At 64.9% G+C, this 13,403-nt stretch carries 16 protein-coding genes; 8 read left to right on the plus strand and 8 right to left on the minus strand.

The window, feature by feature from the left end:
• From R0382_RS03555 to R0382_RS03570, 4 genes are all read left to right on the plus strand, one after another.
• Positions 1-2,235 carry a PAS domain-containing sensor histidine kinase gene (locus R0382_RS03555; RefSeq protein WP_432722377.1) on the plus strand — a complete coding sequence of 745 codons (2,235 nt, stop codon included), beginning with the start codon at positions 1-3 and terminating at the stop codon, positions 2,233-2,235.
• Positions 2,219-2,839 carry a response regulator transcription factor gene (locus tag R0382_RS03560; RefSeq protein WP_203537999.1) on the plus strand — a complete coding sequence of 207 codons (621 nt, stop codon included), beginning with the start codon at positions 2,219-2,221 and terminating at the stop codon, positions 2,837-2,839. Before R0382_RS03555 ends, R0382_RS03560 begins: the two co-directional genes overlap by 17 nt.
• 11 nt (positions 2,840-2,850) lie before the next feature.
• Positions 2,851-3,615 carry a peroxide stress protein YaaA gene (gene yaaA, locus R0382_RS03565; protein WP_432722379.1) on the plus strand — a complete coding sequence of 255 codons (765 nt, stop codon included), beginning with the start codon at positions 2,851-2,853 and terminating at the stop codon, positions 3,613-3,615.
• 272 nt (positions 3,616-3,887) lie between these two features.
• On the plus strand, positions 3,888-4,433 hold the full coding sequence (locus R0382_RS03570) for an isochorismatase family protein (protein ID WP_432722380.1): 546 nt from the start codon (positions 3,888-3,890) through the stop codon (positions 4,431-4,433).
• Here R0382_RS03570 and R0382_RS03575 read toward each other — a convergent pair.
• The 3 genes from R0382_RS03575 to asd form a co-directional block, all read right to left on the minus strand.
• Positions 4,430-5,239 carry an arylamine N-acetyltransferase family protein gene (locus tag R0382_RS03575; RefSeq protein WP_432722382.1) on the minus strand — a complete coding sequence of 270 codons (810 nt, stop codon included), beginning with the start codon at positions 5,237-5,239 and terminating at the stop codon, positions 4,430-4,432. The two genes, R0382_RS03570 and R0382_RS03575, sit on opposite strands and share 4 nt — an antisense overlap.
• Entirely contained in the window at positions 5,239-5,637 is a 399-nt protein-coding gene (locus R0382_RS03580) for a hypothetical protein (RefSeq protein WP_432722384.1), read from the minus strand. Before R0382_RS03580 ends, R0382_RS03575 begins: the two co-directional genes overlap by 1 nt.
• 74 nt (positions 5,638-5,711) lie before the next feature.
• Positions 5,712-6,818 carry an aspartate-semialdehyde dehydrogenase gene (gene asd / locus R0382_RS03585; protein WP_432722385.1) on the minus strand — a complete coding sequence of 369 codons (1,107 nt, stop codon included), beginning with the start codon at positions 6,816-6,818 and terminating at the stop codon, positions 5,712-5,714.
• 167 nt (positions 6,819-6,985) lie between these two features.
• Between asd and R0382_RS03590 the strand changes: the two genes are divergently transcribed.
• The 4 genes from R0382_RS03590 (at position 6,986) to R0382_RS03605 (ending at position 9,869) form a co-directional block, all read left to right on the plus strand.
• Positions 6,986-7,375 carry a hypothetical protein gene (locus tag R0382_RS03590; protein ID WP_432722386.1) on the plus strand — a complete coding sequence of 130 codons (390 nt, stop codon included), beginning with the start codon at positions 6,986-6,988 and terminating at the stop codon, positions 7,373-7,375.
• Between the two features lie 63 nt (positions 7,376-7,438).
• A complete protein-coding gene (gene dtd, locus R0382_RS03595) occupies positions 7,439-7,891 on the plus strand; it encodes a D-aminoacyl-tRNA deacylase (RefSeq protein ID WP_432722388.1) in 453 nt (150 codons plus the stop codon).
• A gap of 276 nt (positions 7,892-8,167) precedes the next feature.
• Positions 8,168-8,461 (plus strand): hypothetical protein, encoded by a 294-nt coding sequence (locus R0382_RS03600; protein ID WP_432722390.1) that lies wholly within the window; start codon positions 8,168-8,170, stop codon positions 8,459-8,461.
• Positions 8,462-8,504: 43 nt separating this feature from the next.
• Positions 8,505-9,869 (plus strand): MATE family efflux transporter, encoded by a 1,365-nt coding sequence (locus R0382_RS03605; RefSeq protein WP_432722391.1) that lies wholly within the window; start codon positions 8,505-8,507, stop codon positions 9,867-9,869.
• A gap of 138 nt (positions 9,870-10,007) precedes the next feature.
• Here R0382_RS03605 and R0382_RS03610 read toward each other — a convergent pair whose 3' ends face one another.
• Genes R0382_RS03610 through hprK form a run of 5 tightly spaced genes read right to left on the minus strand, consistent with a single transcriptional unit; the run spans position 10,008 to position 13,292 of the window.
• Positions 10,008-10,607, minus strand: coding sequence for a flavin prenyltransferase UbiX (locus tag R0382_RS03610; protein WP_432722393.1), 600 nt, complete (start codon positions 10,605-10,607; stop codon positions 10,008-10,010).
• Positions 10,604-11,140 (minus strand): Gx transporter family protein, encoded by a 537-nt coding sequence (locus tag R0382_RS03615; RefSeq protein ID WP_432722395.1) that lies wholly within the window; start codon positions 11,138-11,140, stop codon positions 10,604-10,606. The genes R0382_RS03610 and R0382_RS03615 overlap by 4 nt, the downstream gene beginning before the upstream one ends.
• Positions 11,106-11,429: a NusG domain II-containing protein gene (locus tag R0382_RS03620; RefSeq protein WP_432722397.1), complete on the minus strand. Its 324-nt coding sequence runs from the start codon at positions 11,427-11,429 to the stop codon at positions 11,106-11,108. The genes R0382_RS03615 and R0382_RS03620 overlap by 35 nt, the downstream gene beginning before the upstream one ends.
• Before the next feature lie 44 nt (positions 11,430-11,473).
• Positions 11,474-12,328, minus strand: coding sequence for an RNase adapter RapZ (gene rapZ / locus R0382_RS03625; RefSeq protein WP_432722399.1), 855 nt, complete (start codon positions 12,326-12,328; stop codon positions 11,474-11,476).
• Between the two features lie 19 nt (positions 12,329-12,347).
• Complete coding sequence (hprK, locus tag R0382_RS03630) at positions 12,348-13,292, minus strand: HPr(Ser) kinase/phosphatase (protein ID WP_189459801.1); 945 nt, start codon at positions 13,290-13,292, stop codon at positions 12,348-12,350.
• Positions 13,293-13,403 lie beyond the last annotated feature (111 nt).

Below are 13,403 nucleotides of genomic sequence, written 5' to 3' on the forward strand. Positions count from 1 at the left end.
GTGCGCTTCCCGCATGCCCCCGCCCGCTGGCTGCAACCGCTGCCCGGGCTGATCGCCGCACTGTTCGCGCTGCTGTTCGCCAGCTTCCTGCTGGTCACCCGTGGCGAAACCGAACAGTTGCGCACGGCCCAGCTCGAGCAGGACATGCTGTGGCAAAAACAGGCGATCGAGCAGCAGGCCGAAGCCAACCGCGAGGCGCTGCTGGGACTGGCCGCGACCTTGCCGGGCCAGGATTACACCGCCCCGCCGTTCCAGGCACGGGTCCTGACGCTGATCCAGACCAATCCCGAGATCGTCGGCCTGGCGATCCACAACGGCGGCGCGCGCGCGCGCTGGACCGCCCCGCAGGCGCGGCATACCCAGCCCTTCGACGGCTACACCGGCTGGGGCTCGCTGAAAATCGTCGACGGCCAGCCGCTGGTAACCTACACGACGGTGACGCCGGACCACGGCAACTACATCGTCGCGACGATCGCGCTCGACGTGCTGCTGCAGCATCAGGTGCCCTGGTGGCTGGGGCAGCGCTACCAGATCTCGCTGCTGAACTCGAACGGCAAGACCATCGCCACCAAGAGTCAACGCCAGTTCGACCCCGCCGACAAAGCCTATACGATCCGGCTCGACCGGCCGCCGCTCGGCCTGACGCTGGTCGCGCGCGCCTACAACACGCCGCGCGCGCTGCTCGCCGATCTGCTGCCGTGGCTGCTGTTCATTCTCGCCGGCGCCATGCTCGCGTCGACCTGGGCCTTGCGCCGGCACATCCGCAAGCGCGAGGTCACCGAAGGCCAGCTGCGCAGCGAAACCGCACTGCGGCTGGCAATGGAAAACTCGCTGGTCACCGGCTTGCGCGCGACCGACCTCGACGGCCGCATCCTGCACGTCAACCGCGGCTATTGCGACATGACCGGCTACAGCGCCGACGAACTCAGCGGGCTGATCCCGCCGTTCCCGTACTGGCCACCCGAGGAAATCGAGCGTTGCATGGCGGCCAGTGACGCCATTCTCGCCGGCCGGCTCGATCCGAACGGTTTCTCGGTCCGCTTCATGAAGAAAAGCGGCGAGCGTTTCGACGTCCGGCTGTACGCGTCCAAGCTGATCGACGGCGACGGCAAGCACATCGGCTGGATGAACGCGATGTACGACATCACCGAGCTGCGGCGCGAGCGCAAGGCGCTGCAGGCGTCGCACGAGCGTTTCGTCACCGTGCTCAACGGCCTCGACGCCGCGGTCGCCGTCTCGGACACCGAAACCGGCGAACTCTTGATGTCCAACCTGCAGTTCGATCGCGCCTTCCAGTTGCCCGACTGGCGCGGCCGCTGCTGCATCGTGCCCTTCGTCAAACGCCGTACCGATCCGCCGGTCGATGCCGAGTGGTACGACAGCTTCAGCAAGCGCTGGTACCAGATCAAGAGCCGCCAGAGCGTCTGGGTCGACGGCTCGGCGGTCTGGCTCGAGATCGCCACCGACATCACCGCGCTGAAAACCGCCGCCGAACGCGAGCGGCGCCAGAACGAAACGCTGCAGCAGACCGCCCGCTTGATCAGCATGGGCGAGATGGCGTCTAGCCTCGCGCACGAGCTCAACCAGCCGCTTGGCGCGATCGCCAGCTACGCCTCGGGCTGCCGCAACATCCTCGGCAGCCCCGACCCGAACCTGAAACAGCTGGCGCAGGCGCTCGACAAGATGGCCGAACAGGCCAAGCGCGCCGGGCAGATCATCCGCGGCATCCGCGAGTTCGTGCAGCGGCGTGCGCCGTCGCGCAAGCGCTGCGAAATCGGCACGCTGCTCGACACCGTGCTCGGCCTCCTGGGCCACGAAATCGTCCGCCGCGACACCGACGTGTCGGTGCAGCAATCGACCGGCCTGCCGTCGCTGTACGCCGACCCGGTAATGCTCGAGCAAGTGATCTTTAATTTGATCAAGAACGCGCTCGAAGCCATGGACGTGACCCCGGCGGCGCGGCGCGCGCTGGCGATTTCGCTCGAGCGCGACGGCGACTACCTGCGCGTGACCATCGCCGACCGCGGCCCGGGCCTGTCGCCGGAGCAGCTCGAACAACTGTTCAAACCGTTTTTCACGACCAAGGACACCGGCATGGGCATGGGGTTGAATATCTGCCGCTCGATCATCGAGCACCATCAAGGCCGGATGTGGGTCGAAGCCAATCCTGGCGGCGGCAGCCGCTTCATCTTTACCGTACCGTTCAGCGAGGAACCCAATGCCATCGAACCCTAACCGCCGCATTGCCATCGTCGATGATGATGACGCCCTGCGCGACGCGCTCGCCTGGCTGTTCTCGACCCGCAACCACGATGTGCAGCCCTTCCCGAACGCCGAGGCGCTGCTGGCCGACTACACGCCCGACCGCTTCAGCTGCCTGCTGCTCGACGTGCGCATGCCGGGCATGAGCGGGCTCGAGCTGTTCCAGAAACTGCGCGAGTTTCCCTACCTGCCGCCGGTGGTCTTCCTGACCGGCCACGGCGACGTACCGATGGCCGTCGGCGCGCTCAAGGACGGCGCAACCGATTTCATCGAGAAACCGTTCAACGACAACGACATCGTCGATCTGGTCGAGCGCTCGATCGCCGCCGACGCGCTCAAGCGCACCCAGTGGCAGGCGAAGAACGCCGTCGAGGCGCGGCTCGAGTCGCTGACGCCGCGCGAGCGCGAAGTGATGAAGCTGATCCTCACCGGCCGGCTGAACAAGCAGATCGCCGACGACCTGTCGATCTCGATGAAGACCGTCGAAGTCCACCGCGCGCGCATCCTCGAGAAAATGCACGTCAAGACCGCGATGGAACTCGCCGCGCTGCTGCGTGACGCCAACATCACCGTCTGAGGAATGCGCCGTTGCTGATGCTGATTTCGCCGGCCAAGACGCTGGACTACACCACCGCCCTGCCGACACGGCGCCACAGCGACCCCGACTTCCTCGACCGCAGCGCAACGCTGGTCGAGGCGTTGCGGCAGAAGTCGCCGGCCGAGCTGTCGCAACTGATGACGATCTCCGACGAGCTTGCCGTCCTCAATACCGGCCGTTTTCAGGCCTGGCAGCCGCCGTTCACGCCGCACAATGCGCGTCCGGCGGTGTTCGCCTTCAAGGGCGACGTCTATGAAGGACTGGATGCCTATGGGCTCGAGCGCGGCGCATTTGATTATCTGGGCAAACACCTGCGCATCCTGTCGGGCCTGTACGGCCTGCTGAAGCCGTTCGACCTGATCCAGCCCTATCGGCTGGAAATGGGCACCCGGCTCGGCAATCCGGCCGGCAGCAATCTGTACCAGTTCTGGGGGGAAACGATTACCGATGCGGTCAACGCCGTCGACGCCCGCACGCTCGTCAACCTCGCCAGCGACGAGTACTTCAAGTCGGTCAAGCCGAAGCGGCTCAAGGCACGGTTGATCCAGCCGGTATTCGAAGATTTCAAGGGCGGGCGCTATAAAGTCATCAGCTTCTATGCCAAACGTGCCCGGGGGCTGATGGTGCGCTACGCGGCGCAGCACCACGTCACCAAGCCCGAGGCGCTGCTGGGCTTCGACCTCGAAGGCTATGCCTTCGCCGCCGATGCCAGCGATGCGCAGCGCTGGGTGTTTCGCCGCCGGCTTGCAGAGTAAACGCCTGTCCCGTTGGGGGACGAGCCAAAGCGGCGGCGGGCCCGAAGCGAGGCGGCCACAAAAGAAGTCCCCCCAAGGGGAGCTGGAAAGGAGATGTGGTCCAGAGGACGAGCCGAGGTTAAGCCCTTAGCTGGACCCCGCAACACCGGACAGACGCAAAAGGCGTAGCCGACCAAGGAGATAGGTTCCAAGCGCGGTCGCGGTGCGGGCAGCATGCCCGCCCGTGTTGTTCAACACATTACACAGCATCAGGCACTGAAAAGGATCCAGACATGCTCGACCTCGATTTCAAGCGCACCGCGCTGGTGTTGATCGATCTGCAGTGCGGCATCGTCCGCGCCTTCGACGGCAATGCCGTGGTCAAGCGTGCAGCGCGGCTGGTGCGGCGATTCCGGGCGCACGACGGCTTCATCGCCTTCGTCAACGTCGACTTCCACGACGGTCGCGACATGCTGGCGCCATCGTGCGATGCACCGACCGCGCCGGGCCAGCTCCCGCCCGACTGGGGCACACTGGTCTCGCAGCTCAATGTCGAGGCCGGTGACTACATCGTGACCAAACGCCAGTGGGGCGCGTTCTTCGGCACCGATCTTGACCTGCAACTGCGCCGCCGCGGCATCGACACCATCGTGCTCGCCGGCATCGCGACCAATATCGGCGTCGAATCGACCGCCAGACAGGCGTTCGAGCTCGGCTACACGCAGTATTTCGTCGTCGACGCGATGAAAACCGCCAGCAAGGAAGCCCACGAAGCGACGCTGAAATTCATCTTTCCGCGCATCGGCCACATCGTCGACACGGCGACCGTCGCCGGCTAGAACGGCGACGGATGACTGGCGGCGAAGTCGAACAGCAGCGCCGCTTCAGCCTCATCGACGGCCAGACCGAACTCATCGGCGAGCACCTGGCGCAAGCGCTGCGGATGGGCCACCGTTTCGGTCGTCTTGGCCCCGTGCTCGCTGCGAACGAAACGCAAGGCCGCCAACGCCAGCTGCCCCGCAGCGGTATAGCGCGTCACCAGCAGCAGATTGGTGAACAGCGATTGCGGCGAACGGGCGATGTAGAAATTCGCGGCGTCAAAATCGATCGGGTACGCCGGCCGCAGATCGAAACAGTAAAGATCGGACCAGTCGTCGTTCTCGCCGCTTTGCAGCAGCCAGTCGTCGCCATCGGCAAGCAGCCGGAAACACGACTGCCGCTGCTCGAACACCATACCGGTGCGCAGCGGAATCGGTTCGATCAGGCCACCGCCGCCAAAGCCGACGTCGGCCAGCCACTCCTCGTCGCCAATGCGCACGAACAGCAGGTGATGACTGCGCTGGCGCGTCTGCGGCGTACCGCCGCCGATCAGCACCCGCCCCATCGCCGACCGGACCTCGAAGCCTTGCGCTTGCAGCAGCTCGGCAAAGCTGGCATTCAGCTCGAAACAATAACCGCCGCGGCCGCGCCGGATCACCTTGTCGAAACGGGCCGCCGGCTCAAGCTCGGGCAAGCGGCCGAGCAGCAAGTCGACGTTGTTGAACGGCAGCGTCTCGACATGGGCGCGATGCAGCTGCTTCAGCCGCGCCAGCGCGTCGCCATCAGGCCCGATGCCAAGCCTGGCCAGATATGCCAGCACCTCCATCATCGCTCCCCCTGCGGCACGACAATGCCGCGCATCGGCTGAGTCCGGCGTTCGCCCAGGCCCTGACGGATGTTCAGCGCATGGTATTTCGCGAGCGCAACGCGCTGCTCCTTCGGCAGGCTGTCGTCGTGATAGGCCGCCTGGATCAGCTCCTTCTGCACGAAGGCCAGCTGGCGGGCCAGCAGCTCGCAGTTCTCCATCGTCGCGCCACGGTTCATCTCGGCGACGATCATCAGCGCATCGCGCTTGATCCGGTAGGTCAGCGAATGCTTCAGCGGATGGCTGCCCGCCTCGGACGCACGCCGTTGTGACGGCATCAGTTCGGTCGCGGGAAAGCGCGACGACGCTGCGGCAGCGCTGAAACCGCGCCGGAGCAGTTTGTTCAACCACTGTTTCATGCCACATCCTCCGGCGAGCGCGTCGCCAATAAAAACGGGACGCCACGCGTCCCGTTATCGATCATTGCAGCGGCTTATTCGCCGAGCAAAATACGCAGCATCCGGCGCAGCGGCTCGGCCGCACCCCACAGGAGCTGGTCGCCGATCACGAAAGCCGACACGTATTCCGGGCCCATATTGAGCTTGCGGACACGGCCGACGCCGATTTCCAGCCCGCCGGTGATCGCCGCCGGCGTCAGTTCCTTGACGGTGACTTCGCGGTCGTTCGGCACCCACTTCACCCAGTCGTTGCCCGACTTGATGATGGCCTCGATGTCGGCCAGCGGCAGATCCTTGTTCAGCTTCAGCGTCAGCGCCAGGCTGTGGCAGCGCATCGCGCCGATCCGCACGCACAGGCCGTCGACCGGCACGGTTTCGCTGGTGCCGAGGATCTTGTTGACCTCGGCCTGGCCCTTCCATTCTTCCTTGGACTGACCGTTGTCGAGCTGCTTGTCGATCCACGGAATCAGACCACCGGCGAGCGGCGCACCGAAGAATTCGCTCGGCACATCCGAGCGGATCGCCTGCGCGACCTTGCGGTCGATGTCGAGGATGGCCGAAGCCGGGGTCGCCAGCTCGTCGGCCACCGAGCCGTACACGACGCCCATGCCTTTCAGCAGTTCGCGCATGTGGTTGGCGCCGCCACCCGATGCCGCCTGGTAAGTCATCGAGCTGACCCAGTCGACCAGACCCTCGCGGAACAGGCCGCCGACGCCCATCAGCAGGATCGAATTCGTACAGTTGCCGCCGATGTAGTTCTTCACGCCACGCGACAGCGCTGCGTCGATCACGCCGCGGTTGACCGGGTCGAGAATGATGACGGCGTCGTCTTCCATGCGCAGCGTGCTGGCCGCGTCGATCCAGTAGCCATCCCAGCCTGCCGCGCGCAGCTGCGGGAAGATCTCGGTGGTGTAATCGCCGCCCTGGCAGGAAATGATGATGTCCATCGCCTTGAGTTCGGCGATGTTCTTCGCATCCTTGAGCGTGCCTGCATCGCGGCCGAAATTCGGCGCGGCGCTGCCCGCTTGCGAGGTAGTGAAGAACACCGGTTCGATCAGGTCGAAATCCTTTTCTTCCTGCATACGCTGCATGAGGACCGAGCCCACCATGCCGCGCCAACCGACGAGGCCTACGCGTTTCATCATCAAATCCTTAGGAAAACAGTGAGATAGAGCAAGCTTCCGATCTTAGTGAAAAACCGGATTGATTGCCAGCACCCGCCGGTGGTCAGCGATGTAGTGTCAAGCACTTGCTTACGCAATGAGAAATTATTACATTCAAATAAATCGGCCATATCCGAGCATCAACCTTGCTAAAGCGCCTGAAAACCCTGTTTGGAACACCGCTGTCGGAGTGGGCATCGCGCCATCGCGAAACCGCGGCAACGATAGCGGCGACGGTTCCGCAGTACGTCGCCCGCAAGGTCAACCGCGCCGCCCTGCACGATCTGCTGTTCCGGATCGAAATGGCACAATTGAACGGTCAGGCGCTGGCGATTCGCACGCCTGGGTCGACGCAGCCGCCGCTGTTGCGCTCCATTCTCGCCGACCTCGACAAACTCGCCCGCCAGTACCCGGATCACGCCCGGATGCTGCGCATGCAGCTACACGCCACGCACGATCCGAACGAGCCTTGTGCGCGTAGCCGTTTTGTCAGCGCTGCCCAGCAGGCCAGCGCACGCGTTCGCCATCTCGATTAGCCGGCTGACAATGCCACCCGACGGCGCTACCATTTCGGGCTTCAGTCTCGAAGTGGAATCGGCATGCGGGTCTTGTTGCAACGCGTCAGTCAGGCGCACGTTTCGGTCGATGATGCCGTCTGTGGCCGCATCGGCCCCGGCTTGCTCTTGCTGGTCGGCATCGAAGACGCCGACACCGACGCCGATCTCGTCTGGATGGCCGACAAGCTCGCCAATCTGCGTATCTTCGAAGACGATGCGGGGGTGATGAACCGGTCGGTGCTCGATGTCGGCGGTGAAGCACTGGCCGTGTCGCAGTTCACGCTGTATGGCAGCTGCCGCAAGGGCAACCGCCCGTCCTGGGGACGGGCTGCGCGCGGCGAGATTTCGCAGCCGCTGTTCGATGCCTTTGTTGTCCGGCTGAGCGAGGTGCTCGGCAAACCGGTGCCCACCGGGGTCTTCGGTGCCGACATGCAGGTGTCGTTGATCAACGATGGTCCGGTCACGCTGATGCTCGATTCACGCCAGCCCGAATAATCATCCCGGCACTTGACGGACGGCAGCGTCGCTCGCCAGAATGACCACTCAATACAGCGCCGATTTGACCCCTCAGCTTGCGGGCGCTGCCAATAAATCCGGCTAAAGCGTGCGAGCGAACCCGCGCCGTGCACGCGGGTTTTTTTATGGTCGCGGATGCCAGCTCATCCGCCGCGCCGAGTTAAGCGACAACTTGCGGGGCGCGTACAAATGCCGCTAAAGCGTCGGCCGAGCAGGCGTATCGGCCGTCCGTCATCATTCCGATTGGAGGCCAGCATGTACGATTGTCTCGAACCCTGCACCGTGAACCACGTCCGTCCCTCACCCGCCCGATCGCGCGGCCACGGCGAGCCCAGCCTGTGCCTGAAGGCGCATGGCCCGCTCGATGAGGCCGAGCTGATCCGTGCCGGCGCCGTTGTCTACGACCTGGGCTACCCCGGCCGGCGCGACGGTCTGAAGCTGCATATCCGCGGCATCGACGTTCACTTGGCTCTGCGGCTGCAGGCGCTGTTTCCGACGCTGATCGCGTGTTACGAGGTGCCCACCCGGTACCGTTGCACCCGCCGCTAGCCCTTTCCCACCGGAACGGCGCAGCGGCTTTCAAGGAAGACCCATGCTGCACCTGCGCCAAGAAGCCCGCGCCACCTGGACCCTGGCCTGGCCGATCATGATCGGCCAGCTGGCATCGACCGGCACCTCCTTCGTCGACGCGGTCATGGCCGGCCACGTCTCGGCCGGCGACCTCGCCGCGGTTTCGGTCGGCGCATCGATCTGGGTCATGCTGATCGTCACACTGATCGGGCTGAACCTCGCCGCCAGCCCGCTGATCGCGCACGCGGTCGGCGCACGCCGCGAGGCCGACGTCCCGGCGCTGGTCCAGCAGGCCTTGTACCAGGGCCTGTGCTGGGCGCTGATCGGCTGGGTGATCGCGCTGGTGGCCGCGCCGATCTTTCCGCTCCTCGGTCTGCCGCCCGACGTGGCCGCCAAGGCGCACGGCTTCCTGATTGCCGTCAGCTGGGGGCTGATCCCGTTTTCGCTGTTCCGCGTGCTCTACGGCTACAGCGCCAGCCTGGGTCAGACCAAACCGATGATGGTGATCTCGCTGATCGGCCTGGCGCTGAACATCCCGGCCAACTGGATGCTGATCTACGGTCATTTCGGCTTCCCGGCGATGGGCGGCGTCGGCTGCGGCTGGGCCACGGCATTCTGCATGTGGGCAACCTTGCTGATGATGATCGGCTGGATCCGCTATGCGCCGGTCTACCGCGCGACCTACCCGTTCCGGCACTGGCAGCGCATCGACTGGCGCCGTCAGCGCGAACTGGCGCGGCTCGGCCTGCCGATCGGCGTGGTGTACTTCGTCGAGGTCAGCGCGTTTGGCGGCGTTGCGCTGCTGATGGCCCGGCTGGGGACGACGTCGGTGGCGGCGCATCAGATCGCACTGAACATCGGCTCGCTGACCTTCATGATCCCGTCGGCGCTCGGCACCGCGCTGACGGTCCGCGTCGGCCACGCGCTCGGCGGCGGCAACCCGCATCGCGCGCGCGAAATCGGCAACGCCGGCCTGGTGCTCGGATTGATCGTCGCCAGCGTCAGCACCTTGCTGATCATCGCCGGCCGGCATCAGATCGCCGGCTGGTACACCAGCGATACCGCGGTGCTGGCGCTGGCCGGCACGCTGCTGCTGTACGCCGGACTGTTCCAGCTGGCCGATGCGACCCAGATCGTTGCCGGCGGCATCCTGCGCGGCTACAAGGTCACACGCCAGCCGATGCTGATCCACCTGACGGCATTCTGGCTGGTCGGCATCCCGTTGGGCTATGTGCTGGCCTTCGGTGTCGCTGGCCTGCCCGGCATCGGCGCCGCCGGCTACTGGCAGGCACTGGTGCTGGCGCTGTTGTGCGCGGCGTCGCTGCTGGTCTGGTTGTTCATCCGCACCAGCAAACGGTTCATCAAGACGGCGAACCCGTTGCGCTAGGCGGGCGAGCGCCGGTGAAGTCAAGGCGGCGCGCAGAAACCGGAATGGGTGCCATGAGGGCAAAGCCCTCTTGCGGGAATTGCGAGTACCGCCCTAAGCAGCCTTCACTCCGCGCTGCCGCCTAAGGCGATCGCTTGGCTAGTCACCCCAGCGCGTCATCAGCTGATGCGGCACGCCCAGCTGATCGAGAATGCGCGCAACAACGAAGTCGACCAGATCGTCGATCGACTCCGGGTGGTGATAAAAGCCCGGGTTCGGCGGCAGGATCACCACGCCGAGCCGGGCGAGCCTGAGCATGTTCTCGAGATGAATCACCGAGAACGGTGCCTCCCGCGGCACGACGATCAGCGTCTTGCGTTCCTTGATCATCACGTCGGCGGCGCGCTCGAGCAGGTTGTCGCTGGCGCCGCCGGCCATCGCCGCCAGCGCGCCCATCGTGCACGGCACGACGACCATGGCATCGCCCGGGTTCGAGCCCGACGCCATCGGCGCAAACCATTCCTGCTGGCCCCAAACCTTGAGCCTGTCTTCGCCGACGCCATACTGGCTGCGGAACTGCTTGGCGAGATCGTCGGCCCGGCCCGGCCAGGTCTGGCCGAGCTCCTGCTTGGCGACGATCTGCGCGGCCTGCGTATACAGCACATGGACGGTGCAGCCTGCCGCGAGCAGACATTCGAGCGTCCGCAAGCCGTACGGCAGGCCGGACGCACCGGTAAAGGCGAGCGTGATCGTTTTCATGATGGTGCAGCTTCCTCAAGCAATTGGGCGGCGATCAAGCCGTTGACGATGCCGAAGCCCCACGCCGCTGCTGCAAACAGCGGCACCAGATGCTTCAGGCCATCGTGCGGGATCAGCCACCACCGTGCCAGCCCGAGCTGGCCGGCGATGTGGGCAAACGCGGCCAGCAGCGACAGGCTGACCACGCCAAAAAAACGTTTCGGCAGGTATTGGGCCGGCGCAAGCACCGCAAGGCTGGCGATGCCGCCGGCCAGGCTGAGCGCAAAGCCCGGCGACAAAAAGCCGCCGAGCAGGATCGCGCCGCCAAAAATACGCAACAACGACACCCATGCTGCGACACGCCAGCCGTGACGGACCAATGCGTACAGCGTGACGATATTGGCGAGCCCAGGCTTGATGCCGGGAATCGGCGACGGAATGCCCGCTTCGATCACCGCCAGCGCAATCGCCACTGCGGCCAGCCGCGCAACGTAGACGTCGTCGCGCGTCGGCCGCAGTTCAGTAACTGAGGCTGTCAAAGCCACGCCCCCCATCACCGAGCAATTCGAAACTGGTCCGGTTCGGCAGGCAGATGGCCGCTTCACCGGCCTGCGTCAGCCAGCCTTCACGCACGCAGTACTGCCGCGGGCTGGGGTCGGCAGCGATCCTGGCCTTGCCGGCGGCAATTTCGATTACCGTCTCGCCCAAGGGGCCGGGGACCTTCAGCGTGCGCGTCGCCGCCAGATCGACCTCGGCGTAGATCTCGCCGCCCTGATAAATCCTTACCCGGGTCGCACCGCCACCGTGCCAGCCCCAAAAGGCGCTCGCGATCACCAGTGCCATGCCGAATCCCAGCATCAGCCAATCACCGACGCGCAGCGAGCGGATCAGGCGTGTTGCTCGCGGTGCCGTATCAGTACCTGCCGTTGCTTGGAAAAGTGCTTGTTCAGCTGCTCGGCCAGATAGACCGAACGGTGCTGGCCACCGGTGCAGCCGATGGCCACCGTCACGTAGCTGCGATTGTCCCGGTCGAACTCGGGCAGCCAGCGCTCGAGAAAGCCGAGTACATGAGTCAGATAGCGGCCGACCTGCGGCTGGCGCTCGAGAAAATCGATCACCGGCTGGTCCTTGCCGGTCAGGGGCCGCAACACCGGGTCGTAGTGCGGATTGGCCAGACAGCGGACGTCGAAAACGAAGTCGGCATCGAGCGGCAAGCCATGCTTGAAGCCGAACGACTCGATCACCAGCGTCAGCTTGCCACGGTCGAGCGCGACAAACTCGCGTACCCAGGCACGCAGCTGGTTGGCCGACAGGCCGCTGGTATCGATCCGGTGCGACAGCGCGGCAAAATAGGCCAGCACCTCGCGTTCGAGCTCGATCGCCTCGCTGACCGTCCGCTCGCCATTGGCAAGCGGGTGGCTGCGGCGGGTCTCGGAGAAGCGTTTGACCAGCATCTCGTTGTTCGATTCGAGATACAGCAGGTGCACGTCGAGCCCCAGCTCGACCAGTGCCTCGTAATGATGCGGAAAACTGGCGAGGTTGAGCGCGCTGCGCGCATCGATGGCAATCGCGACGCGCGGATAGCCGTCTTCGTCGAGCATCGCCACCGTCTGCGGCAGCAACGGTGCCGGCAGGTTATCGATGCAAAAGTACCCCAGGTCTTCGAGCGCCTTGATCGCGACGCTCTTGCCCGCGCCGGACAAGCCGGACAGCAGCACGACCTGCTGACGATTCCAAGTCATGGTCAATGCTCCTTTGGGGTTATTCGCCCATTTCCATGAAACGCTGGTGACGCTCGATGAACTCGCGGGTCGAATCGATGCCGCGCAGCTGCAGGATGTAATTGCGCACCGCCGCCTCGACCAGCACCGCCAAGTTGCGACCGGCGGCGACCGGAATCACCAGCTTGCGCGTCGGTACGCCAAGAATTTCCTGCGTCGCCGCCTGCATCTGCAAGCGGTCGATCGGCGCCAGCGTGTCGCCACCGGCCTTGGCGAGATGAATGATCAGCTTCAACGTCTTCTTCGGCCGCACCGCGGTCTCGCCGAAAATCGTCCGAATGTTCAGCACGCCGATCCCGCGCACTTCGAGGAAATCGCGCAGCATCGGCGGGCAACGGCCTTCGAGCGTTTCGGGATTGGTCCGGTAGACCTCGACGACGTCGTCGGCAACGAGGCCGTGGCCGCGCGAAATCAGTTCGAGCGCCAGCTCCGATTTACCCATCGACGATTCGCCGGTCAGCAGCACGCCGACTTCGAGCACGTCGAGAAACACGCCGTGCAGATGCGTCGAAACCGCCAGCGCTTTCGCCAGATAGTAGCGCAGCACGTCCATCAGATAGGGCGACTGCTCGGGACTGGTCAGCAAGGGCACGTGGTGACGTTCGGCCCCCTCGCGCAGCGCATCGGGAACAGGCTGGCCGTTGGCGACGATCATCGCCGCCATTTCGCTGGCAAACAGCCGCTCGACCGACTCGCGCTGCGCCTCGGGCGACAGGTCGAGGAAATACTTGGTCTCGGCGATGCCGAGGACCTGGATCCGGTTCGGGTGGATGAAGTTCAGGTGGCCGACCAGCGCAAGGATCGGCTTCTGCTCGGCCGAATCGTTGGTCAGCAGATTGTTGGCACCCGATTGCCCGGCGACCCACGTCAGCCGCAGCTTCTCGGCGTTGTCGATGAAGAGTTGCCTGGTGGTGATCTGCGGCATGGTCGCTCGTGGGCTGAGGTCAGGAACGGGGCAGACGCGACGCGCCTGCTCTTTGAGCTTACACGAGGGCGGCGGTGCTTAGAACCTGTTTACGATCTACCGCGAGCAGTC

It is taken from the genome of Jeongeupia wiesaeckerbachi (assembly GCF_050916355.1).
In the GTDB taxonomy this organism is placed as follows: Bacteria; Pseudomonadota; Gammaproteobacteria; order Burkholderiales; family Chitinibacteraceae; genus Jeongeupia; species Jeongeupia wiesaeckerbachi.

What these genes read in the sequence shown, in the direction of transcription:
- R0382_RS03610 (WP_432722393.1), bottom strand. Translation starts at nt 10,607, where the DNA reads ATGAAAACGATCACGCTCGCCTTTACCGGTGCGTCCGGCCTGCCGTAC.
- R0382_RS03600 (WP_432722390.1), top strand. Translation starts at nt 8,168, where the DNA reads ATGTACGATTGTCTCGAACCCTGCACCGTGAACCACGTCCGTCCCTCA.
- R0382_RS03605 (WP_432722391.1), top strand. Translation starts at nt 8,505, where the DNA reads ATGCTGCACCTGCGCCAAGAAGCCCGCGCCACCTGGACCCTGGCCTGG.
- R0382_RS03575 (WP_432722382.1), bottom strand. Translation starts at nt 5,239, where the DNA reads ATGGAGGTGCTGGCATATCTGGCCAGGCTTGGCATCGGGCCTGATGGC.
- rapZ (WP_432722399.1), bottom strand. Translation starts at nt 12,328, where the DNA reads ATGACTTGGAATCGTCAGCAGGTCGTGCTGCTGTCCGGCTTGTCCGGC.
- asd (WP_432722385.1), bottom strand. Translation starts at nt 6,818, where the DNA reads ATGAAACGCGTAGGCCTCGTCGGTTGGCGCGGCATGGTGGGCTCGGTC.
- R0382_RS03615 (WP_432722395.1), bottom strand. Translation starts at nt 11,140, where the DNA reads ATGGGGGGCGTGGCTTTGACAGCCTCAGTTACTGAACTGCGGCCGACG.
- R0382_RS03560 (WP_203537999.1), top strand. Translation starts at nt 2,219, where the DNA reads ATGCCATCGAACCCTAACCGCCGCATTGCCATCGTCGATGATGATGAC.
- R0382_RS03580 (WP_432722384.1), bottom strand. Translation starts at nt 5,637, where the DNA reads ATGAAACAGTGGTTGAACAAACTGCTCCGGCGCGGTTTCAGCGCTGCC.
- hprK (WP_189459801.1), bottom strand. Translation starts at nt 13,292, where the DNA reads ATGCCGCAGATCACCACCAGGCAACTCTTCATCGACAACGCCGAGAAG.
- dtd (WP_432722388.1), top strand. Translation starts at nt 7,439, where the DNA reads ATGCGGGTCTTGTTGCAACGCGTCAGTCAGGCGCACGTTTCGGTCGAT.
- R0382_RS03570 (WP_432722380.1), top strand. Translation starts at nt 3,888, where the DNA reads ATGCTCGACCTCGATTTCAAGCGCACCGCGCTGGTGTTGATCGATCTG.
- R0382_RS03620 (WP_432722397.1), bottom strand. Translation starts at nt 11,429, where the DNA reads ATGGCACTGGTGATCGCGAGCGCCTTTTGGGGCTGGCACGGTGGCGGT.